We start from the raw sequence: 23,922 nt of genomic DNA, 5'->3' as shown, positions 1-23,922 counted from the left end.
CCGATCTTATTGCTCCATCATCTCCAGCCAGAACTGACGGTCTTCATCCGTCGTCTGGCTGGCAGCCTCGCCACCACCGGAACGGTTGCCGCCGACACCACAACTGTTCATCTGCGCCTGATAACGCTGGGCGCGCTGCTGCACACTGGAAGCGGTATTTAATAACCACTTTTTGTTTTTGTAGGTACCACGCTGATACCCCTGAACCCCTTCGTGGTAGGCCAGATACAGACGGTATGCGTCATTGCTGGCAATGCCTGCCCGCCGTGACGCATTACTGTTGTACCAACCAATAAAGTCCATGGTGTCGTCAAAGTCTTCACGATCCGCTGAACTGTTACCGGTGGCGCGACGATAGTCATTCCAGGTGGTGTCCAACGCCTGTGCATAGCCATAGGCCGTTGATGGCCGAAAACCGATCCAGTTACGCGCTGGCTGGTTATCGGCAACAAACTGCGACTCCTGATACACAAACGCCATACTGATTGGCACCGGTGTACCGTATTTTTTTTCGCTCTTGCGTGCGGCTTCCAACCAGTGGGGATACTGATCGAACATGTCGCAAGCATTATGAGGATTGGATGGCGGCGATACCGGGCCGGTAGAACAGCCCACCAGCACCAGTGCCGGTAACACAAGCCGGGCAACCGGCCAACGAATCCGATGTCGCAGCCGGTTGGTCATCAGGCGTGTTCCTCAAGCAGCGCCATAAAGGCTGCCTCATCCAGAACCTGCACGCCCAGCTGGGTCGCCTTGGTCAGTTTGGAACCGGCTTTTTCACCCGCCACCAGAAAGTCGGTTTTGGCTGACACACTGCCAGTGACTTTGACGCCCAACGCTTCCAGACGCTCACGCGCTTCGTCACGAGTCATCACACTGAGAGTGCCGGTGATTACCGCGACCTGCCCGGCCAGTGCCGAGTCGGCGCCTGCGGTTGCAGGTTCCTGCTCATCCCAATGCACACCAGCGGCTTGCAACGCTGCAATTACCTCCCGGTTATGGGCTTCGGCAAAAAAGTGCACCAGATGAGCGGCGACCACCGTGCCAATATCGGTAACTTCCAGCAGTTGTTCTTCGGTTGCCGCCATGATGCGATCAAGGAAGCCAAAATGGCTGGCCAGATTGGCTGCAGTTACCGTACCGACTTCACGAATTCCGAGGGCATACAGGAAGCGGCCCAGAGTTGTCGATTTGCTGGTTTCCAGCGCATCCAGCACATTGCGCGCTGACTTTTCGGCCATACGATCAAGGCCAGCCAGTTGCTCAAGGCTGAGATGATACAAATCAGCGACCGAATGAATCAGACCAGCATCCACCAGCTGATCAATCAGCTTGTCACCCATACCCTCGATGTCCATGGCACGACGGGCAGCAAAGTGCTTGATGGCCTCCTTGCGCTGCGCCGAACACACCAGGCCACCAGTACAACGGGCAACCGCTTCACCTTCCACCCGCTCCACCAGTGAGTCACACACCGGGCAGCTGGTTGGCATTTCAATCGGTTGGCTGTTATCCGGACGACGGTCTTCCACCACAGAGACCACTTGCGGAATAACATCCCCGGCGCGGCGAATAATAACGGTGTCACCAATACGAACACCAAGGCGCTCGATCTCATCCATATTGTGGAGAGTGGCATTGCTGACGGTCACACCGGCAACGTGGACAGGCTCCAGACGCGCCACCGGCGTCAGGGCTCCCGTGCGGCCGACCTGGAAATCGACGCCCAGAAGACGGGTCATTTCTTCCAGTGCCGGAAATTTGAACGCAATCGCCCAGCGCGGTGCACGGGCAACAAAGCCCAGTTGCTCCTGTAAAGCCAGCGAGTTGACCTTGAACACCGAGCCATCAATCTCATACGCCAGCTGGCTGCGACGCTCGCCGAGGGCCTGATACAAGGCCAGAGCCTCATCCGCACCTTGAGCGCGGGCCGTTTCGCTATTAATTCGAACACCCCAGTCTTTCAAGCGGTGCAGAATATCCCAGTGGTTATCCGGCAAGGCCACATCATCCGACACTACGCCCACACTGTAGGCACAGAATTCCAGCGGACGCTGGGCGGTAATACGCGGGTCAAGTTGACGCAAGGAACCCGCAGCAGCGTTACGCGGATTGGCGAATACCTTTTCGTCATTGGCACGGGCACGATCGTTGTAGGCATCAAAACCCGCGCGCGGCATATATACTTCACCGCGCACTTCCAGACGGGAAGGCAGATCCTGCCCCGGTTCCCCCCGCAACCGTAATGGCACGTTCGGAATGGTACGTACGTTATTGGTAATGTTTTCGCCAGTCTGACCATCACCACGAGTAGCCGCCCGTACCAGCAAACCCTGTTCGTACAACAGACTGACCGCGAGGCCGTCGAGTTTGGGTTCACATACGTATTCAACCGCTTCGGAAGTTTTCAGGCGCTCACGAACACGCTGATCAAATGCCACAAACTCCTCGGGAGTCATGGCGTTATCGAGCGACAGCATCGGACGTTCATGGCTGACTTCTTCAAAACCGGCAGCCGGTGCAGCTCCAACCCGCTGGGTTGGAGAGTCGGCGGTGACCAGCTCAGGATAACGAGCTTCGAGGGTCTGCAGTTCACGCAACAAACGGTCGTACTCGGCGTCCGGCACGGCCGGTTCATCGAGAACATAATAGCGGTAGTTGTGATCGAGGATTTGCTGACGCAGGGCGCTGATACGCCCTGCATCCTGTTCCGAGTCAACAGAAGAAACTGCCCGCGCGGTTTCATCCTGACCGAACAGGTCGTTCTGATGTGTCATGGGGTCATCCCTGCTCAGCGTTTTTTGCCAGTTCTCTGTTTGTTGGCCAGGTGTTGGCGACGTTCAAACTCAGAAATCTGCTGACGGTCGTGTTCGGTCGTTTGCAGAGTAAAAATACTGCGTGTGCTATCGAGCAGTTCGGCGTTGAGGTGTTTGGACATCAATCGCGCCATTTCCGACATAGCCTGATAGGCTTCCTGCGGACGGCTGGCACCCGGCAAGCTCATAAACAGGGTCAGACCAGCATAGGCTTCGTTTTCCATGGTTTCAGGATCAAAAATCCCCGGCTCCCAGGTCTGGGCGATGGAAAACTGGATTGAGCCACGACCATCCGCATCTTCAAAACGATGAAAAATGCCTTCACGCCCCAGGCGCAGATCACATCCATCAAACAGATGCAGCAACGACAGGCCAGACATACCGTTTTCATCGCGGGCACGTACGTGAATTACCAACACCACTTCCGCTGGCGGACGCTGGGACAAATCTTCAGAATCGTCACGAGCGTAAATCACCATTTTGCTGCCAGCGTTTTCCACTTCGTCCTGCTGTTCGATTTCGTCCTCAAGATGAGGATCGTCAAACCGTTCTTCGTCAAGGTTGTCATCCATGGCGGCATGGAACACAGAAGAGTGTTCTTCAGCCGGGTCAAAGGTGGCAATAATATCGTCTTCAGTAATGGCTGGTCGGCCCGGTTTGGCTTTCTCGGCATTACGAGCTTCCGTGCCTTCCACCAATGGCTCGGCACCAAGGTCCTTGACGGTCATCAATACCGGTACAGACACATCAAGATTGGCCGGTTTAACCCGAGGGATAATGGCGGCCTGCTCCATAACAGCTTCCTGCTCAGCTACTTCAGAACTGTTGGCGTCGAGCCAGTCATTCAGACTCGACTGCAGCTGGTTACCGGTTGGACGCGGCTTGACGGAATGAGCAGGCTCAATCACGGATGCATCTTCAGCTGCCACTTCGTCTTCGAAAATCGCAGGCTCAGAAGCCACTACCGCCTCTTGCGGTTTTACCACACGGGTCGGCGACACAATTTCATCGGACGCGGAGAACGACAGCTGAGGCTCGCGTTCAGCACGGTCGGCGACAAAGCTACCAGCTACCGGTTCCTTGCGCTCAGTCACCTTGCGCTCTGTAGTCTTTCGTTCGGCGCCCTTGCGCTCAGCGTTCTTGCGTTCGTTTACTTGACGGGCAGTGGTTGCGCCATCAGTCCGGCCACCAACAACCCTGGCTCGCCCCTGCAGCTCAGGATTATGTTCGGTCTCCGGAAAACGGAATTCATTGCTGATATCGAGTTTCAATGCAGCTGCGCGAGCTTTGCGCATTCTCCGCACGCCATCGATAACGATAACGACCACCACTAATAATCCGATCAGGATCATGACGGTGTGTCTGGTCAGTTCCATACAAGCCCCAATTGCCTAAATTGGTCCGTTTCGGACCGGATCTGTCGACGCCATCGGCGTCTGCCCTTCAGTAATGTTGTGTGCAGCGACCGGAGAATCCCGCTATTCGCATTGCTTATTCAACAGAATAGACCTGATTGCCGATCATTTCTGCTGCTTCCTCGATATCAACACTGACCAGTCTGGATACACCAGGTTCCTGCATGGTAACCCCCATTAACTGATCCGCCATCTCCATCGCAATTTTGTTGTGCGTAATATAAATGAACTGGACCTTTTCAGACATGGCTTTCACCAGACGCGCGTATCGTCCAACATTTGCATCGTCCAGCGGCGCGTCTACCTCATCCAGCATACAAAATGGCGCCGGATTCAGCTGAAAGATGGAAAACACCAAGGCAATTGCCGTCAGCGCCTTTTCACCACCCGATAACAGATGAATGGTGCTGTTTTTCTTACCCGGAGGGCGCGCCATAATCGCCACACCGGTGGTCAGCAAGTCGTCATCGACCAGATCCAGCCAAGCCTGACCACCACCAAAGACCTTTGGAAACAGGTCTGCCAAACCGGCATTAATCCGGTCAAACGTATCTTGAAAACGGGTCCGGGTTTCGCGGTCAATTTTCTGAATCGCGCCTTCCAGCGTCAGCAATGCTGTTTGCAAATCCTGATGCTGTGCATCCAGGTATTCCTTGCGCTCGCCCTGGATACGATATTCGTCAATTGCTGCAAGGTTGATATTGCCCAGTCGACGAATTTTTTCACCAATACGTTCAAGCTCTTCCTGCCACAACTCCGGAGTCGCTTCTTCCGGCATATTGTCCAGCACTTCGCGCAAGGTCAGCTGCTCTTCCTGCAGCTGCTCGACCAGTGCCTGCCGGCGAATATCCAGCGCCTGGCATTCCATACGAACAGCTTCCAGTCGGGTAGCCAACTGCTGGGCCTCGGCTGCTGCTTGCTGGCGGATCTGCTCCTGGCCACGAATCTGCTCTTCCGTTGCCTCCAGCTGCTGTCGAGCAGCTTGCATCAGACCTTCAGCATCCTGGCGCTGCAATAACAACTCCTGCAGCTCTTCTTTCAACAACGCGAGATCAGCTGAATGATCCTGCTCGCGTGTTGCCAGCAACTGCTCGCGACGCTCAAGCAACCGCTCATGCTGTTGTTGCAAACGGCTGATCGCGGCTTGTAAACCTTGCTGGCGACCGCGCAAATCACGCACTCGCAGTTGAGCCTGATGTAACTGGTCGTTGGCCTGTCGAGCCCGCTGACGGGCCGCATCCAGCGCCAGCTGACACTCATCACGCTGTTGCTGTAATTGCTGACGCTGTTCACCCAGCTCACTCATGGCCTCGGTGGCTTCTTGCCACTCCAGCTGCAACATGGCCAGCTCTTCGCGAATTTCGTGTTGTTGCTGCTCTGACTCCTGCAAGTCTTGCTGCAAACGCTGACGACGCTGCTGATGCTGTTCGGCTTTTGCCTGCAGCGCCGACCAACGGGTACGTACACTCAGCAACTGCTGGGACTGATGTTGCCATTCACGCTGGGACTGATCGCGCTGCTGCTCAAGACTGTGCAAACGCAGCCGTCCCGCTTCGAGGTCAGCCTCAAGGTCCTCAACGTCCATTTCGAGCTCATCCAGCTCACCCGCCAGCGCCTCAAGCTCCTGCTGGCGCGCCAGCAAACCACCGGCAGCGCCAGCCATTTGTCCGGCCTGTAACCAGTCACCGCCGACGCAGATACCGTCAGGGGTAATCCAGTACTGTCCCGGCTGCAATTCACTGCGTCGGGCCAGCGCTTCGTCAAGGCCGCCACAACAGCGTACCGGCAGCAACCATGACACCAGACTGGCGGGCCCCTGTACCTGATGCAACAGGGAATCGGCGGGAATGTCCCGCACAGGGACCGGACGGTTTTCCCTCAGAGTCAACACTCCGGCAGGCAGTTCGTGCAGCCATTGTCGGGCGATGCCTATGTCATCCACTATCAATGCCTGCAATCGGATCCCAAGGGCCTGCTCAACAGCAGTTTCCCACCCTGTACGCACATGCAACTGGCTGCTGAGGCGGATTTTGCGCGCCAACTGCCGGCTTTCCAGCCAATGCTGCATGGCATCAGAGTCCTGACTGCGAGCAGCCGCCTGCAGAGCTTCCAGTGTGGTTTTGCGCGCCTGCATCTGCTGCAATTTCTGACGCTGCAACTCGAGGTCGCGCCGTTTGTCATCAAGGCGGAGGCGATTCTCTTCAACTTGCTGACGCTGTTCTTCGGCCCGTTGCTGATATTCCTCGACCTGCAATTCCAGCTCGGCCAGTTCTTCCTGCAGCAACTCGCCTTCGTCGTCTTCAGCCGGTGCGGTTACCGTTGCCAGCTCATCCCGCTGACGCAATTGCTGTTGCTGCAAGCGCCCAAGCTGCTGTTGGAGGCCATTCATACGCGCCTGCGCTACGTCAGCACGACGCGCCGGCTCTCCGGCATTCTGGGCAAATTGTTGCCACTCATCCTGCCAGTGACGCTGACGCTGTTCGGCTTCCTCGACCAGAATACGCTGCTCTTCGGCAGTTTCTTCGAGCACCAGGGTTTCTTCGTCCTGTAACAGCAGCTCCTCGTCCACTTGCTCGAGTTGTCGCTGATCGGACTCAAGCGCAACACTGCCTTCTCGCAACGCCTGCTCGGCCTCTGCCAGATTTCGATCGAGTTCCAGACTGAGCCGGGATTGATGCTCGATTTTCTGTTCCTGACGCGCAATCCCCGCACCGATTTCATAAAACCGCGCCTGGGTTTGCTGGAAGGTGTCCTGCTGATCAGACAGTGTCAGACGCGCTTGCTCAATATATGACTCAGCAGCGCGGATATGCGCATTCTGCTCTTCAGTACCGGCTTGCAGACGCGCGATCACTACTTCTTTCTGGTGGTAGTCGGCATCCAGTTGCTGCCAGCGCAACGCCTGTAACTGAGCTTTTTTCTGACGCTCGTCGGCCTTAAGACTTTTATACCGCTCAGCGGCTTCAGCCTGACGCTGCAGATGTGCAAGTTGACGATCCAGTTCCTCACGAATGTCCTGCAGGCGCTCAAGGTTTTCGACCGTACGCCGCATCCGGTTTTCGGTTTCACGGCGGCGATCCTTATAACGGGAGATACCAGCCGCCTCCTCCACATACACCCGTAACTCTTCAGGCTTGGCTTCAATCAGACGAGAAATCATGCCCTGTTCGATGATGGCATAGGAACGTGGCCCCAAACCCGTCCCAAGAAAAAGATCGGTAATGTCTTTACGGCGGCACTTTACGCCATTAAGAAAATAGAGGGATTGGGCATCACGGGTAACCTGACGGCGAACGCTGATTTCATTATATCCGGCGTACTCCCCCCGCAGAGTCTGATCGGTGTTGTCGAATATCAATTCAACACTGGCTTTACCAACTGGTTTCCGTTCTGAAGAACCATTAAAGATCACATCCGTCATGGCATCGCCACGCAGATATTTGGCAGAACTCTCACCCATAACCCAACGCACGGCGTCAATGGTGTTGGACTTGCCACAACCATTCGGGCCAACGATACCAGTCATATTGGTAGCAAATGCAACTGTTGTCGGGTCAACAAAAGACTTGAAACCAGACAGTTTGATAGCTTTGAGACGCATTGGGGGAGTTCAGGCAAACAATCAAGCTGCCATCATACGCGAAACCGGTATAAGGAGGGATCACCTTCCTGCAGAATCAGCAACTCTGCAGGAAAGTTTGAATAATCAGGCAGATACGCTATCCAGGGCTTGAACAACCAGCAAGCAATGACGCTTGCAGTATTCGTTAACCAGCGCAGGCACATCTGCCATACGCTCGGACAGGGCGTATTCGATCAGACGAGTAACGAACAGGGTCGTATCATCCATCTCGCTCAGATTTTTGCGAAGCGCCAACGCTAGCGCACGGTGCAATGGTGGACGCAGATTATCCAAAGCAGTCTTCAGATATTCATTCCCGGCAACGGTAGCGGCTTCAGAAATCAGCTCAAAATTGGCTTCAGTAAAGAGGTTCTCATCATGGCTGGCAGCGGAACTGTTCAGCTTGCGCACCAGACCATCAAGTACTGCTTTACCTTCAGGAGTCCAGCTCCAGGACAATTTCTCTGCCAGCATTTCCAGCAAGTTACCATACAATCGATACAGACCACGCACACGATCAGCCGTCAATTCAGTAACAAAAGCGCCACGACGAGGCTGAATAGTTACCAGGTGTCGACGCTCCAGAATCAACAGTGCTTCCCGCACAGAACCACGACTGACTTGCAACTCAGAGACAATCCGAGCTTCCTGGATACGCTCGTTACTGACCAGCTCTCCCTGAATGATTCTTTCAGCCAGATGATTCGCGATTTGCTCGGCAAGACTTTCGGCGGCGACAAACGCCATAACTACTCCTGATTCCAGATTACCTTTAAAAGCCTGATTCTATCACTTTTGATAGCCTCGGCATCACTTTTGGAATGCATAAAAAATGCAATCGTCAAACTTATTGGTGGACATTCGTTACCTGAACACCATTAAATAGTAGACATTGCAACAACATATTGAGAAGATATCGCAACACCGAGCAGATTGTCAGACAATGAAATCATCAACATACACTGACAAGATTGACTGCGCTTTACTCAAGCAACACTGGTTCCAATGTATGAATGTTGGTCAATGTGCGTCTCAATGCCATTGAGTCAATGTATGTCTATCAGGAATCTATCATTATCGATGAAACGCTTGGTGCAATCCGTCGGAATGATTGACAGAGCTGCCTCCTCAAGGTTTCTTGTCTGCATCAATAAACCAGAGATCAAACGTTTGCAAGTGAGCAGAGAACGTTCAAGAAGCGCACCCAAAGCTGCTACATACACTTAATGTAGTCGAAATGCTGTCGGCGAACGTTGCTGACGAAATATCAACACACCGCATATATCAAAGGATGCTACTGACACTTATGAATGTGTGTCAATCCTTTAAGATAGGAAATTGGCAAGCAACAGCACGCTTTCATTGAGTTTCACGCTGTATGCGTAACTGACACCAGAGAATCAGTGACAATATGACAACACATCCGCATGCCGATCAGGATCCGTTGAGCCCAGGCTTTCTGCAAGCATTGGGGAGACGAATTGCCGTGATGGCAGAGCTGGTTGGTAGCAAGAAGCGTCTTGCAGATGCCGCTGGTATTTCCGAATCCCAATTATATCGTTGCATCAAGGGTAGTAGTGCCACCACAATTGAACCTCTCGTTGCCATGGCAATGGCCGCTGGTGTATCAATTGAATGGCTGGTACTGGGGCGAGGAGAAATGAAACAACAGGGTTCATTTTCCGGGAATCATGCCACCGATACATCTGCTCTGATAGCGATCGGAGACCTTGATGCAAACAGCCAACATGCCCCTCTCGCAGTAACAGCAGAATGGCTGAATCAGCAGGGATTACAAAGTAATTACTTGCATGTAACTACAGTTAGCGGCGACATCATGGCACCAACCTGCAACTCAGGTGACTTGCTGATGATCGATACTAACGACATACAATTGCGTGAAGGGCACATTTTTGTTCTGCGTAGTGGTGGTCAGACATTAATTCGCCGCATCCAGATTGCACCATCAAAAGGATTATGGCTGATGTGCGACAATACCCGGTACCAACCAACCATTTTACCAAATGACTCCCTGACTCCTCCGGATGTGGTGGGTCGTGTTGTGTGGATTGGTCAGAGCATCTAATGCCCCTCTGAATAACTCGGCGCTCTCGCAGAGTTATTCAGAGTGTCCCTAATACAATTCTTTCTCTACGCAGACCGCTGTGCAGTCTGCAGCGACAGGTAGACCCCTGTCACGATTAGTAACATAGCCAGAAACCGGCTCACCCCCACAGGTTCAGCAAGAATCATCACCCCTGCCATTACAGTAATGACCGGAACCAGCAACTGTAACTGTGCAGCGCGCTGAATCCCGAGTGCAGGTAAAATCCGGTACCAGCCAAAATACCCCAAACCGGATGCCAGCGCTCCAGATGCCAGCGCAAGACACCATGGCTGCCAGTTGTCTGTTGTCCAGTCACCGACCAGTAATAATGCTGGCGAGACCAGAACACTGGCTGCAACAAAAGCACTGCGAACATCCAGCAGCGGAGCAGCGGACCCCTGCCCCAACACCACAAATCCTGCCCACCCTGCTCCGGCAACCAGCATAGACACAACCGCTAGTGGTTCTGGAGCCGATGCACCAGGTAACAGCAACCATGCCAGCCCCATTAAAGACATCACAATACCGATTATTTTCAGCCAGCTCGGAAGCCCATGACGAATCACTGCCACCGTTTGTAATAACAACTGCACACAAGCAAACAGCACAAAAGCACCAACACCAGCATGCAACTCCAGATATGCCCACGAAAAACACCCGGCGTATAACAGCAAGGATGCGCCCAGCATCCAGAAACGTATCTGTCCCCAAGGAATGGAAACTGGCTGCCGGGTTAATATCAGCAGCAATGACAACATCAGAGCACCGGACCATAAGCGAACCAGAGTGAATAATGCTGGGTCAAAGTGCCAGACGCCCAAAGCCCATCGACACAACAGGGAGTTCGCCGCAAAAGCCAGCAAGACCAGAGCAGTCAGCATGATCATAAAAAGGCATCGTCTATCATTTGAAGTTTCGACGATTGTGCCAGCACAGGTTCACTTTCATAAGCAGACAAAAGCCTCTATACAGGCCAGCCATTACATCAACCAGCAGTGCGAACAAACAGCAAAACGGACAATCCCGGCATTGATATCATCAGCATGTCGCCGAAAATTGCGACAATAATCGGGTGCAGCAGACAGGAGGACTGAGCATGAAAGCGTTCGTCAAGGCAGCGGAAGTATGGACCCCCGATGCCACCGGTAATCGTCTGCGACTGGCGACCAGTTATTATGGTGATCTTGGTGATTTTGAGGCCATCAGCAAAACCATGTCGTTTGGCTACGGAGAAGGGTTACCAGGTGGTGCCTGGCAACAACGGCGACCACTGGTGTGGAACGACCTCAAAAACGACCAGTTCAAACGCCGCAACTTTATTTCCGACACCGGTATCGAGTCCGGCATCGCCATTCCGATTTTTTCGGGCGAATTTCTGTTGGCAGTTGCTGTGCTTTTTTGCGGCCGCTCCGGCGAAGTGATGGGCGCGGTTGAAGTCTGGTACAACAACACCATCAACCCTCGTAACGAGTTACGTGTGACCGATGGTTATTATGGCGACTTGCAGCATTTCGACTACATATCCCGCAAGCTGACCATTGCCAAAGGCAGAGGACTGCCTGGTCAGGCATGGGAAAAAGGTCGTCCTCTGATCATGACAGATATTGGAAACAATGATGCGTTTCTGCGCTCGCAGGACGCTGCTGAAGCCGGAATCTGTACCGGTATTGCGTTGCCTTACTCCATCCTTGCCGATGAAACGCAGGTCGTCACCTTCCTGTCGGCGATGGGAGCACCAATTGCCCGTGAGTTTGAAATCTGGATTCCGGACTCCGCCAACATGTCGTTGCGCTTTGAGTCGGGCTTTAGCGTGGACAGACGCAATCTCGCAGCTGAATACGATGGCGTGCGTTATATCCGGGGTGAAGGTGACCATGGCAAAGTCTGGATCACCGGGCATCCCCAGATCATTACCAGCCCCCATCATCCGCGCTCCGTATTTTTGTATCTGCCGGTCATCAGCCTTGGTCAACTAACCGCCGTGGTCAAATTCCAGTTGCAGTAGGCCAGGGACCCTTAACAAAAAAACGGCACCCATATTATGGATGCCGTTTTTGGTATAACACCAGAGAACGTATCAATGTCTGTTACTCGAGACGCTCCCAGACCGTAGCAATCCCCTGCCCCAGACCAATACACATGGTGGACACGCCGTAACGTCCGCCTTCTTGTTCCAGCACATTAATCAGCGTTGTAGAAATACGTGCACCGGAACAACCTAACGGGTGTCCTAACGCAATAGCACCGCCATGGATATTCACCCGTTCGTCGGCAATATCGGAGATCTTGAGGTCCTTGATACAGGGCAGGGACTGCGCAGCAAACGCCTCGTTCAGTTCCCAATAGTCAATATCAGACGCTTCCAGGCCAGCACGTTTCAGCGCTTTTTTGGTCGCTGGCACCGGGCCGTATCCCATGATGGCGGCGTCGACCCCGGCTACCGCCATCGACACAATCCGTGCACGGGGCTTGAGACCCAGCTCGGCGGCTTTTTCAGCACTCATCAGCAACATGGCCGCAGCCCCGTCGGTGATCTGCGACGATGTACCGGCCGTCACTGTGCCATTTTTGGGATCAAACGCCGGACGCAGGGCGCCCAGAGTTTCCAGGGTGGTTTCCGGACGAATGGTTTCATCCTCAGTGACCAGCACCTGCTTGCCGTCGGCATCGTGACCCAGCATCGGTACAATTTCGTTTTTGAACTTGCCAGCCAGAGTCGCGGCATGGGCGCGCTGGTGCGAACGTACGGCAAACGCATCCTGTTGATCACGGCTGATACCGTGCATTTTGCCCAGCATTTCAGCCGTCAGGCCCATCATGTTGGAGGCTTTGGCGAAGTATTTTGAAGACGCCGGATTGTGATCAAAACCGTGAGTCATCTCGACGTGACCCATATGCTCAACCCCACCCACCACAAACACATCACCGTTGCCGGTCATAATGGCCTGAGCCGCAGTATGGATCGCACTCATGGCAGAGCCACACAGACGGTTAACGGTCTGAGCACCGGCCTCTTTTGGAACCACGGTCAGCAGGCCAATCTGGCGCGCCAGGTTAAAGCCCTGTTCCTTGGTCTGGTTCACACAGCCCCAGATGATGTCTTCGACCAGCTTCGGGTTAACCCCCGGATTACGCTCAAACAAGGCGTTGATCAGATTGGCCGACAGGGTTTCAGCACGAACGTGACGGAACACTCCGCCTTTGGAGCGGCCCATCGGGCTGCGCACTGCATCGATAACAACGACGTCTTTCGGATTCAGAGTAGTCATTTTGAAATTCTCCCGTTCGTGACTCAGGCGCTCAAGGCCGCCGCTTTAGGAAACCAGGACTCGCCCGCTGCAGCCATGGCACGCATGCGCTCGGTCGGTTGATACAACTTGCCAAGATCTGCGTATTGATCGCAGATCTCGACAAATCGGCCCAACCCTACGGAATCCATATAACGACAGGCACCGCCACGGAATGGAGGGAAACCAATACCAAAAATCAGGCCCATATCCGCTTCGGCTGGAGTTTCCACAATGCCCTCTTCCAGGCAGCGCGCGATTTCAATACACATCGGAATCATCATGCGCTGAACGATCTGCTCATCGCTCAGTTCCACCTGAGCGGCCACCACCGGCTTAAGCAAATCATAAACAGCGGCATCCACAACTTTCTTCGGTTTGCCCTTTTTATCAACTTCGTATTGATAGAAGCCTTTACTGTTCTTCTGACCCAGACGACCGGCTTCGTACATCACGTCCATCGCGGTTTTGAAATCCGGCTTCATACGATCCGGGAAACCCGCCGCCATCACTTCATTGGCGTGATGACCGGTGTCGATGCCTACCACATCCAGCAGGTAAGCAGGCCCCATCGGGAAGCCGAACTTCTCCATCACCTTGTCGACTTTCTGGAAGTCGGCACCGTCACGCACCAGACCGGCAAAACCAGCGAAATACGGGAATAACACCCGATTCACCAGGAAGCCAGGGCAATCGTTCACCACAATCGGGGTTTTGCCCATCTTGCGGGCATACGAAACAATGGTGGCAACCGCTTCGTCAGAGGTCTGACTGCCACGAATCACTTCCACCAGCGGCATCATGTGTACCGGGTTAAAGAAGTGCATACCAAGGAAGTTCTGCGGGCGCTTGAGATCAGCCGCCAGCAGGTCAATCGAAATGGTGGAGGTATTGGTAGCGATCACACAGTCATCGCGCACCTGATCTTCCAGTTCCGCCAGCACAGCTTTTTTGACTTTCGGATTTTCAACAACAGCTTCCACCACGGCATCCACAGAGCTGAACTCGCCGTAACTCAAGGTCGGACGAATACGATTGAGGGCCGAACCCATCTCAAACGCCGTCATCTTGCCTTTTTCGACGCGTTTCGAGAGCAGCTTGTTGGCTTCGTTAAGACCCAGCTCGATACCGGCTTCGGCAATGTCCTTCATCAGAATCGGCGTGCCTTTATAGGCAGACTGGTAAGCAATACCGCCTCCCATAATGCCCGCCCCCAGCACCGCTGCCTTGTTGATGGCACGTGCCTGTTTTTCCCAGCCCTTGGCTTTTTTCTTCAGCAGCTGGTCATTCAGAAACAGACCGACCAGTGATTCACATTCGCTGGATTTGGCCAGCTGGGCGAAGTTTTTAGCCTCCACCGCAATCGCCTTGTCACGTTCCATCGACGCATGTTTCTGCATGGTCTTGATGGCCATGATGGGAGCCGGATACTGACCTTTGGTCTGGCCGGCCACATAACCCTTGGCCGTTTCAAACACCATCATGGCTTCCATGGCATTCAGCTGCAGCTTGCCTTTTTTAGCCTCACGGCGTGCTTGCCAACCCAGATCACCGGCAACCGCCAGTTGCAGCATTGCAAGCGCCTGCTCACGCAGTGCTTCAGGAGCAAAAACCGCATCTACCGCGCCATCTTTCAGAGCTTTGTCGGCATCCTGTTCGGAGCCCATACAAATCCATTCGATCGCATTGTCGGCGCCAATTACCCGAGGCAAACGCACCGTACCGCCAAAACCCGGCATGATACCCAGTTTGACTTCTGGCAAACCGATACGGGCATTGGTCGACATCACCCGTAAATCGGCCGACAACACCAATTCCATACCACCACCGAGGGCAGTACCGTTAATGGCTGCAAGCGTCGGAAACGGCAGATCCTCAAGGGCGCTGAAGAGGTTATTGGGGTACATCAGCCATTCCACCAGCTGCTCTTCCGGGCCAGCAAAGTAGGATCCGAACTCAGTGATGTCGGCCCCTACAATAAAGGTGTCCTTGGCGGACGATAGCAGCAGGCCACTGATACCGGTCGCAGCGGTTAACGCCTTGATGGCGTCCTCCAGCTCCCCGAGTGTATGTCGATCAAACTTGTTGACCGACTCATCTTGCCGGTCAAAACAAAGTTCGGCGATACCATTTTCCAGCATGCTGACTCTGATGGCTTTACCGTCGTAAATCATCCGCGGATCTCCCGTAGCGTTCATTTGCCTCCCCATCATGGACCGTATCCAGACGGGAATGTTTATTCGGATTGTCGAGGCCAGAATTCAAACAATCATTTCATACAGGCGTTTGAATTTTCCCAAGATTCAGCCAAGTTCTGATCGTTGTCAACATCAAAGATTAGAACGAGTGTCAGCCACCGGCAAAAAGACAGGAAAATGGTGCAGGGTAAACAACGCATTTCGTGAAAAAATGGTAGAAAATGCACGTAATGAAAGTGGCCATACAAGACAGAATCAAAAGCAGTTGCTAACCCCGGTCCGGATGGCTCACTATGGCGGTTCATTCTTGTTACCAGGTCGTATAGCCTTTTTACGTGTTTACTGGTAATGGAAGTTTTTTGTTAATTTATGTGAGCAGCTATAGGGTTCTGTAAGGGAATCTCATACACTCACAGTCAATAAAAATAATCATAAATCGAGATTCTGATGATGAAGCACCTGCACTCACTGATCCTGTCTGTGATCCTTCTTGTTACTTCTGCTTCAGCCTCCGCAGACGCGGAACAGCTGTTGATCCAGTTACAACATATGCGCCTTGCCTCAATCAGTGCCATGACGGATTTCTTCATGTTTGCCGGTCTCGATGCCGACAGCAAATATGAACGTCGAATGGATGCCGATGTTGAGTCTTTCAGTCAGGCCATGACAAGCGCTCGCGAGATGGTTGCCGCCGACAAACTGGTGACTCATCTGGATGCCATCGATACCGACTGGCAAGCATTCCAGCTGTCACTGAACAGCAACCGCAATCTGGTGCACAACCAAGGCGCCACCAGTGCTCAGGTTGTCGAAGACTTGGCTCGTCTGAACAATGCTTTGGTTACCCGAATCAGCGAGTCTTACCAAAATATTGCTGGTAGTAACACCATAAATCCGGCTGTTGAAAAAGCCCGCTCAATGGCACTGTTGCTACAGGAAATGACTACCAAATACGCTGCCAGTGCTGCCCTCAACAAGGCCGACGTCAACATGGGTGAGTACAAACGCTCCCTGCAAACCATGACCATGGATTTCGAGTTCAAACTGGCAGATCTGAAATCTGTTGCCTACCGCCCACAAACCTACATTCTAATGGATAACATCAACAGCAAATGGCGCTTCCTGCGTAACTCCATTACTCGTCAACACGAAATGGACGTTCCATTCCTGGTTATCAGCTACAACGACCGTCTGATCCGTCATCTGGAAGAACTGGAGGGCAAGATCTGATCGCCGATCTCAGCCCGAACAGCAGACAAGAAAAAGGCCGGTAATTCCGGCCTTTTCTTTTTGGTTCTTATACTCACTGCCTACTGATGCTGACACGGCCCACAGTCGTCAGCCATCCACTATCGACATCGATATGCGAATCAGCCCAGGAACGTATCAATCACGTTGGCATACACTTCCGCAGTGGCTTCACGATTCTCGGCCGCCATCAGCATGACCCGGTTTTCGTATACTTCCAGCAAGTACAACTTGTCTGGCCAGCCCAGCAACAGACTGGAGATCTGCTGGCCGGTTTTCTGTACATCGGCAGGCTTGTCATGCCAGGACAGTCCATCCGGCAGGGCTTCGTTATCCCAGGCTGGCTGCCCCACAATACGAAACAGCAGATTGCCCTGAGGTTTGCCAGGATTTTTCATACGGCTGTACGACGTACCCGTAATGGCTTCCCGCACACCGGTTTTAGCCATATCCGGCTGAAAATTATGATGGCGAACCTGCAGCCCCAGCTTGATAGCAGCCAGCCGCAATGCGGCCAGCCGTTGGTCACGAGGACTGGGTTTCAGCCAGTAAATGGAGCCAAACAACATCAGCCCCACTACGGCAAAAATCCCCCAGATCATGACGCCATTTCCTCTAGCTCCAACCAACGCTCCTCCAAGGCCTCAACTCGGGTTTCGGCATCAGCCAGTTCCGCCAGCACTTTCTGGATTTGCGTCTGATCACCACTGTAGAAATCCGCAGCACCGGCTTTGGCGCGCAGATCATCTCGCTTGGCTTCGGCCTCGGCAATCTGCTCAGGCAACATATCCAGCTCACGCTGCAGCTTGTAGGACAGCTTGGCTTTTGGCGCAGCCGTGGTGCTAGCTGCTGCCGCTGCTTTTTCAACCGGTTTGGCCGCCGCTGCACGAGCAGCATTTTTCTGGCGCTCAGCATCACGAACCTGCTTGCGCGCCTGCCAATCAGAATAACCGCCAACTTCCTCTTCGATTTCACCGTTTTCGCTGAACACCCACAGCTGGGTTGCAACGTTGTCGATAAAAGCACGGTCGTGACTCACCAGCAGCAGGGTGCCCTGGTATTCCATGAGGCGTTCTTCCAGCAGCTCCAGGGTTTCCACATCCAGGTCGTTGGTCGGTTCGTCCATTACCAGCAGATTGCATGGTTTCAGGAACAGCTTGGCCAGCAAAACACGGTTACGCTCACCACCCGACAGAGCTTTGACCGGGGTGCGGGCACGTACCGCCGGGAACAGGAAGTCACCCAGATAACCAATCACATGACGGTTCTGACCGTTAACGGTCACGAAGTCCTTACCGTCAGCTACGTTGTCCGCAATGGACTTTTCATCATCCAGTTCATGACGTCCCTGATCGAAGTAGGCCACTTCCAGCTTGGTGCCGGTTTTGATGGAACCACTTTGCGGTTCCATCTGCCCCAGCAACAGCTTCAGCAGGGTACTTTTACCCACACCGTTGGGACCGACCAGACCAATACGATCACCACGTTGTACGATGGTCGAGAAGTGGCTGACCTGCTTTTTGTCTTTCCAGGCGTAACTGATGTCCTTTACCTCGAACACCTGTTTGCCAGATGCTTCCGTGGAGGTCATGCTGATATTGGCAGCACCCTGCACATCACGACGGGCCGCACGCTCGCGACGCAAGTCTTTCAGACGCTCTACGCGACCTTCGTTACGGGTACGGCGCGCCTTGATCCCCTGACGAATCCACTTTTCTTCTTCAGCCAGACGCTTGTCGAACAGCGCATTCTGGTTGGCTTCGTCTTCCAGGCGTTTTTCACGATATTCCAGAAAGCCGTTGTAATCGCCCAGCCACTGGTACAAATGGCCACGGTCCAGTTCAACAATGCGCGTCGACAGGTTTTGCACAAATGCGCGGTCGTGACTGATAAACACCAGCGCACCGTTAAATTGCTTCAGCTGTTCTTCCAGCCACTGGATGGTGGCAATGTCCATGTGGTTGGTTGGTTCGTCGAGAATCAACAACTCAGGTTCGGTTACCAGTGCACGCGCCAGCATAACGCGACGCTGCCAACCACCGGACAGACTCGCAAACGAGACTTCAGCCGGCAAACTCAGACGCTGGATAATGGCGTCCACTTTTTGCTGCCAGCTCCAGCCATCCGCGGCTTCAATACGGGCTTGCAGCTTTTCCAGCAGATTCAGATCCGCGTGTTCACCTTTATGGGTTTCGTCGTGATAACGGGCAATCACCGAACCCAGCTCCCCCAGGCCTTCCGCGATGACGTCGTATACAGGAATATCGACCTTGGCGGGCAGCTCCTGCTGCAGCGAGGCAATACGCAGCATATCGCGACGTTGCACACTGCCATCATCCAGCGTCATGGTTCCGTTCAGAATCTTGAGTAGGGTGGATTTGCCTTCACCGTTACGCCCCACCACACACAGACGTTCGCCGCTGTGGATTTCGAGGTCGACCTTGTCGAGTAACACATGGTCACCGAAGGCCAATTCGGCCTGTTTCAAACTTGCTAGCAACATATTCTGGTTCCGGCCCCGCTATTCATATCAGCGCCGCAGTGTAATGGCAGGAGCGAAGGCTGCCCAGAGGCAGACAGGAATATCCGATCCGACAGTTTGGCCGTACGTCGGTAGAGGGCTTGCTATTGCCTGAACGGCTGTGTAAACAGTGTTAACATTTTTTTCAGTTCCAAAGGTCTGCACATGTCCAAGGGATTACCCATCAATCGAGGTTATATGGCTGCCATTATTCTGGTAGCGGCCACCAGCGTCTGGATGATGTCGGCACCGGAAGCCGAACCTGAGCCGGTCGGCAAAGGCCCTCTGCCGGTCGAAGACGCCCTGCCATCAGTGCAGACCAAGCTGATCACCGGCCAGCCACGCCAGACCTGGCTGACACTGTCCGGCCGTACCGAACCCGGACGTTCGATTCAGATCAAGGCCGAAATCAAGGCTCGGGTGATCAGCATTCACAAACAGAAAGGTGATGCGGTCAAAACCGGTGATGTGATCATGGAACTGGATCAGCGCGACTGGCCTGCCCGCGTAAAACAGGCCGAAGCCAATTTGCGTCAACGTCAGATCGAACATAAAACCGCGCTCAAACTATACGACAAGGGCCTCACCAACGATGCCCAGCTGGCACAGGTGGCAACCCTGCTCGCCAGCGCTGAGGCGGAACTCACCAGTGCCCGTCGCCAGTTGGATGCCACCCGCATCATCGCGCCTTTTGCGGGCATTATTAATGATCGAAAAGTTGAACAGGGCGATTATCTGCAAGAAGGACAGGTGCTGGTACAGCTGCTCGACTTCACCCCGTGGATTGTCAGCGCCCAGGTTCCGGCGCGCGACATTGGCCGTGTGCAGTTGCACCAGAAAGCCAGCGCACGTCTGAGTGACGGCCAGACTGTAACCGGCAAAATCCGCTTTGTAGCAGCAGAAGCCGATGCCGCCACTCGCAGCTTCCGGGTCGAACTGGCTGTTGATGACAACCAGCCACGCGCGCTGGCCGGTCTGAGTGCTGACCTGTTATTGCCGACGGGCGAACAACAGGCATTTCATCTGTCACCCGCCCTCTTGCTGGTCGACGATCAGGGGCGATCCGGCGTGAAAGTGGTCAACGCCGAACAGGCGGTAGAGTTCGCGCCGGTGAATTTGCTGGAAGCCGATGCCGACGGCATCTGGGTCATCAGCAACAACAGCCAGCTGAATCTGATCACTCGCGGCGCTGGCTACGTTCGTAGCGGCCAGACCGTTATCAGCACCAGCCGGGAGGACCAGCATGCACGCGCTGATTGATGCCGCCCTGCAACGCTCCCGCACGGTACTGATGCTGTTTACGCTGTTGATGGTGGTGGGTGTCACCGTTCTGATTGGCATCCCCAAAGAAAGCAGCCCGGACGTCGCCGTACCCATTGTGTATGTATCGGTTGCCCACGATGGTATCGCCCCTCGTGACGCCGACGCCCTGATCTACAAACCGCTTGAGCGTGAACTGCGCGGCCTCGACGGTCTGAAAGAAATGGTCTCCACCGCCAGCACCGGCCATATGTCGGTGATGCTGGAGTTCTACAGCGATGTGGATATCGACAAGGCCATTCAGGAAGTCCGACAGAAAGTCGATGACGCCAAGGCCGACCTCCCCGAAGACAGCCATGAGCCTCGTGTCGTTGAAGTCAACGTCGCGCTGTTTCCAATCGCCGTGGTAACCCTGTCTGGCGACATTAGCGAACGTGAACTGTATGCCGTTGCCAGTGATCTGCAGGATCGACTGGAAGCACTTCCGGGGGTTCTGGAAGCAACGATTCAGGGCAAACGTGAAGACATCGCCGAAATTGTGGTGGACCCAGCCCGCCTAGACAACTATCAGCTGTCGATGACCGATATGGGCAATCTGGTACGGGCCAACAGCACGCTGGTTGCGAGTGAAGACCTGCAAGGCGAAGCCGGACGTTTTGGCATTCGTATCCCGGGCCGGGTCGAAACCATCGACGACATCCTTAATATGCCCATCAAGGTCAGTGGCGACGAAGTGGTGCTGTTTCGCGACGTCGCCGCGGGCCACCTCGGTTACAAGGACCGCAGCACCAGCGCCCGAATTAATGGCAAACCGGCCGTAACACTTGAGATCAAAAAGCGTATTGGTGCCAACATCATTGAAACCATGGATCAGGTAGGCGCCACCATCAAAACCGTGGAGCCGTACTGGCCAAACGGCATCAGGGCCGAAGTGATTCAGGACTCATCACGGGAAATCAATTCGATGCTGAACGATCTGTTCAACAACGTGCTGGTCGCCACCCTGATGGTGATTGTGCTGGTACTGGGCAGTCTTGGCATTCGCAACTCGCTGCTGATCGGCACGGCGATTCCGGGGGCCTTCCTGATGGGGGTCATCCTGCTGGCACTGGGCGGCAGCACCATGAATATGGTGGTGTTGTTTGCGCTGATTCTGTCGATTGGCATGCTGGTAGACGGCGCCATTGTAGTGACCGAATACGCCGATCGACGTCTGGCCGAAGGACATACGCCACGACAGGCATATGGTGAAGCAGCACGCCGGATGGCATGGCCGATCACGTCTTCTACGGCCACCACACTGGCGGTGTTCCTGCCCTTGCTGTTTTGGCCCGGAACCACCGGCGAGTTCATGAAGTATCTGCCCCTCACCCTGCTGTACACATTAAGCGCCTCTCTGGTCATGGCACTGATCGTTGTGCCGGTGCTCGGCAGCGTTGTGACCCGCAAGACCGGTGGTTATCAGGATCTGGTGCAACAACGCCTGAAGGCAGCCGAAGAAGGCAACTTTGCGGCGATTGGCGGCCTCACCGGATTTTACGTACAGGTGCTGCAAATCGCCCTGCGCCATCCATTAAAAGTCCTGACTCTGGCGCTGGGCAGCCTTGTTCTGTCTGCTGTTCTGTACGGCCAGCATGGGCATGGTGTGGAGTTTTTTCCGGATGTCGACTCCGACACCGGCCTGATTGATATCCGGGCACGGGGAAATCTGTCCATCAGCGAACGCGAAGCGCTGGTCCTGAAGGTTGAACGCTCACTCGCCGACATGAGTGAAATCGAATCGGTCTATACCGCGGTCTTTACTCGCCCGCCACAAGACAGTGCCCCGGATCTGGTAGGCCGCATCCAGATTGGCTTGATCGATTGGGAACAGCGCCGCAGTGCCAATCAGATTCTCAAAGAGATCGAACAGCGTAATGCCAATCTGCCCGGCATTATCATCGAAACCAACAAGAAAGAAGGCGGCCCGCCGTCAGGAGCCGATATTCAGCTGCAACTGACCGCCATGAATGGCGACGCCATTATTCCGATGCTCGAAAAGGTTCGAGCCATGATGGAAGCCGATCCGGACTTCAAGGACATTCGTGATGATCGTCCACTGGAGGGAGTTGAATGGCAATTGCAGGTAGACCGCGAAGAAGCCTCCCGTTACGGCACCAGCATCGCAGCAGCAGGCTCAATGATCCGAATGCTGACGGGGGGCCAGAAAGTGGGAGCCTTCCAGCCTGACTTCAGCGATGATGAAGTGGATATTGTCCTGCGTTATCCGGAGTCGTATCGGACCCTTGATCAACTTGCAAACTTCAACATAACCACGCCACACGGGCTGGTTCCGGCCAGCCAGTTTATCAACCAGAAAGCCATCGCTGCCGAAGGTGACCTGGTACGGATCAACGGCAAACGCCGTTACCGGTTGATGGCCAATGTTCACGAAGGAGTTAACGCCACCGAAAAGATCCAGCAACTGTCGGAAAAAATGAAAGCGCTCGACTGGGCTGGAGCCGGTGTTGAACCGCGTTTCCGTGGCGACTTCGAACAGATGGCTGAAACCGGCCTCTTCCTCGGACAGGCGTTTTTTATCGCCATCTTCCTGATGGCGACCATTCTGGTCACCCAGTTCAACAGCTTTTATCAGGCTGGCCTGATCATGAGCGCCATTGTGTTATCGGTGATGGGCGTCCTGATTGGTCTGCTGGTGCGAGGCGAGCCGTTTGGCATTGTGATGAGTGGTGTCGGCGTGATTGCCCTCGCGGGTATCGTCGTGAATAACAATATTGTTCTGATCGATACTTACAACCAGCTGCGTAAAGAAGGTCTGGAAGCCGTTGAAGCAGCATTACGCACCGGAGCCCAGCGCTTGCGTCCGGTAATGCTGACCGCCGTAACAACCGTATTGGGATTAATCCCGATGGTTATGCAGTGGAACATCGATCTGATCAACCGTCACATCAGCAGCGGAGCACCGTCATCACAGTGGTGGACCCAATTATCGACCGCAATTGCCGGTGGTTTGACCTTCGCCACCCTGCTGACATTGATCCTGACACCCTGTTTACTGGTGTTATTTGATCAGAAAAGAAACAAGTCGATCAAAACCTGAACGATTTTAAAAAATAACGGCAAGTTACTGAAAAAAATCCGGTTTTTTCTAAAAAAAGTGTTTGACACAAACCTCATCCAGAGTAGAATGCGCTCACGTTTTTCAGGGGGTGATTAGCTCAGCTGGGAGAGCATCTGCCTTACAAGCAGAGGGTCGGCGGTTCGATCCCGTCATCACCCACCATATTCTGCCTGACAACAGAATACGAAAAACGAAGTGACTTAAGCGGACTGGTAGTTCAGTTGGTTAGAATACCGGCCTGTCACGCCGGGGGTCGCGGGTTCGAGCCCCGTCCAGTCCGCCATTTTGGGTGATTAGCTCAGCTGGGAGAGCATCTGCCTTACAAGC

General features: G+C 54.0%; 15 protein-coding genes and 2 tRNA genes. 7 read left to right on the top strand and 10 right to left on the bottom strand.

The window, feature by feature from the left end; all coding sequences use genetic code 11:
* Positions 1-6 precede the first annotated feature (6 nt).
* The 5 genes from OUO13_RS14975 to OUO13_RS14955 all read right to left on the bottom strand — a co-directional run bounded on the left by OUO13_RS14975 (position 7) and on the right by OUO13_RS14955 (position 8,600).
* Positions 7-684: a transglycosylase SLT domain-containing protein gene (locus OUO13_RS14975; protein WP_283174705.1), complete on the bottom strand. Its 678-nt coding sequence runs from the start codon at positions 682-684 to the stop codon at positions 7-9.
* On the bottom strand, positions 684-2,777 hold the full coding sequence (ligA, locus tag OUO13_RS14970) for an NAD-dependent DNA ligase LigA (protein WP_283174704.1): 2,094 nt from the start codon (positions 2,775-2,777) through the stop codon (positions 684-686). Before ligA ends, OUO13_RS14975 begins: the two co-directional genes overlap by 1 nt.
* A gap of 14 nt (positions 2,778-2,791) precedes the next feature.
* Entirely contained in the window at positions 2,792-4,192 is a 1,401-nt protein-coding gene (locus tag OUO13_RS14965) for a cell division protein ZipA (protein WP_283174703.1), read from the bottom strand.
* 115 nt (positions 4,193-4,307) lie between these two features.
* A complete protein-coding gene (gene smc, locus OUO13_RS14960; protein ID WP_283174702.1) occupies positions 4,308-7,832 on the bottom strand; it encodes a chromosome segregation protein SMC in 3,525 nt (1,174 codons plus the stop codon).
* Positions 7,833-7,937: 105 nt separating this feature from the next.
* On the bottom strand, positions 7,938-8,600 hold the full coding sequence (locus tag OUO13_RS14955; RefSeq protein ID WP_283174701.1) for a GntR family transcriptional regulator: 663 nt from the start codon (positions 8,598-8,600) through the stop codon (positions 7,938-7,940).
* A 664-nt stretch (positions 8,601-9,264) separates the two neighbouring features.
* Here OUO13_RS14955 and OUO13_RS14950 point away from each other — a divergent pair.
* The gene (locus OUO13_RS14950) at positions 9,265-9,939 is read left to right on the top strand and encodes a LexA family transcriptional regulator (RefSeq protein WP_283174700.1); all 675 of its coding nucleotides are present in this window, start codon (positions 9,265-9,267) and stop codon (positions 9,937-9,939) included.
* Positions 9,940-10,004: 65 nt separating this feature from the next.
* On the opposite strand, the gene OUO13_RS14945 is transcribed toward OUO13_RS14950, so the two are convergent.
* Positions 10,005-10,847, bottom strand: a complete 843-nt coding sequence (locus OUO13_RS14945) for a DMT family transporter (RefSeq protein ID WP_283174699.1) — start codon at positions 10,845-10,847, stop codon at positions 10,005-10,007.
* A 209-nt stretch (positions 10,848-11,056) separates the two neighbouring features.
* Between OUO13_RS14945 and OUO13_RS14940 the strand changes: the two genes are divergently transcribed.
* Entirely contained in the window at positions 11,057-11,965 is a 909-nt protein-coding gene (locus OUO13_RS14940) for a GAF domain-containing protein (RefSeq protein WP_283174698.1), read from the top strand.
* 82 nt (positions 11,966-12,047) lie between these two features.
* On the opposite strand, the gene fadA is transcribed toward OUO13_RS14940, so the two are convergent.
* Together fadA and fadB are read right to left on the bottom strand one after the other, a co-directional pair.
* Positions 12,048-13,229, bottom strand: a complete 1,182-nt coding sequence (gene fadA, locus OUO13_RS14935) for an acetyl-CoA C-acyltransferase FadA (protein WP_283174697.1) — start codon at positions 13,227-13,229, stop codon at positions 12,048-12,050.
* A 23-nt stretch (positions 13,230-13,252) separates the two neighbouring features.
* Positions 13,253-15,421: a fatty acid oxidation complex subunit alpha FadB gene (gene fadB, locus OUO13_RS14930; RefSeq protein ID WP_283175034.1), complete on the bottom strand. Its 2,169-nt coding sequence runs from the start codon at positions 15,419-15,421 to the stop codon at positions 13,253-13,255.
* A gap of 471 nt (positions 15,422-15,892) precedes the next feature.
* Between fadB and OUO13_RS14925 the strand changes: the two genes are divergently transcribed.
* Positions 15,893-16,675 (top strand): hypothetical protein, encoded by a 783-nt coding sequence (locus OUO13_RS14925; protein WP_283174696.1) that lies wholly within the window; start codon positions 15,893-15,895, stop codon positions 16,673-16,675.
* A 140-nt stretch (positions 16,676-16,815) separates the two neighbouring features.
* Here OUO13_RS14925 and OUO13_RS14920 read toward each other — a convergent pair whose 3' ends face one another.
* Together OUO13_RS14920 and OUO13_RS14915 are read right to left on the bottom strand one after the other, a co-directional pair.
* Positions 16,816-17,295, bottom strand: a complete 480-nt coding sequence (locus OUO13_RS14920) for a hypothetical protein (protein WP_283174695.1) — start codon at positions 17,293-17,295, stop codon at positions 16,816-16,818.
* Positions 17,292-19,196: an ATP-binding cassette domain-containing protein gene (locus tag OUO13_RS14915; RefSeq protein ID WP_283174694.1), complete on the bottom strand. Its 1,905-nt coding sequence runs from the start codon at positions 19,194-19,196 to the stop codon at positions 17,292-17,294. Before OUO13_RS14915 ends, OUO13_RS14920 begins: the two co-directional genes overlap by 4 nt.
* A 183-nt stretch (positions 19,197-19,379) precedes the next feature.
* Here OUO13_RS14915 and OUO13_RS14910 point away from each other — a divergent pair, with 183 nt between their 5' ends.
* The 4 genes from OUO13_RS14910 (at position 19,380) to OUO13_RS14895 (ending at position 23,878) form a co-directional block, all read left to right on the top strand.
* On the top strand, positions 19,380-20,474 hold the full coding sequence (locus OUO13_RS14910; protein WP_283174693.1) for an efflux RND transporter periplasmic adaptor subunit: 1,095 nt from the start codon (positions 19,380-19,382) through the stop codon (positions 20,472-20,474).
* Positions 20,458-23,574 (top strand): efflux RND transporter permease subunit, encoded by a 3,117-nt coding sequence (locus OUO13_RS14905; RefSeq protein WP_283174692.1) that lies wholly within the window; start codon positions 20,458-20,460, stop codon positions 23,572-23,574. The genes OUO13_RS14910 and OUO13_RS14905 overlap by 17 nt, the downstream gene beginning before the upstream one ends.
* 107 nt (positions 23,575-23,681) lie before the next feature.
* Positions 23,682-23,757: transfer RNA gene (locus OUO13_RS14900), tRNA-Val, on the top strand.
* 44 nt (positions 23,758-23,801) lie between these two features.
* Positions 23,802-23,878, top strand: a tRNA-Asp gene (locus tag OUO13_RS14895).
* The last annotated feature ends 44 nt before the right edge of the window (positions 23,879-23,922 follow it).

The organism is Parathalassolituus penaei, from assembly GCF_026626885.1.
Taxonomy (GTDB): domain Bacteria; phylum Pseudomonadota; class Gammaproteobacteria; order Pseudomonadales; family Oceanobacteraceae; genus Oceanobacter; species Oceanobacter penaei.
This window is presented reverse-complemented; position numbering and strand designations above follow the sequence as displayed.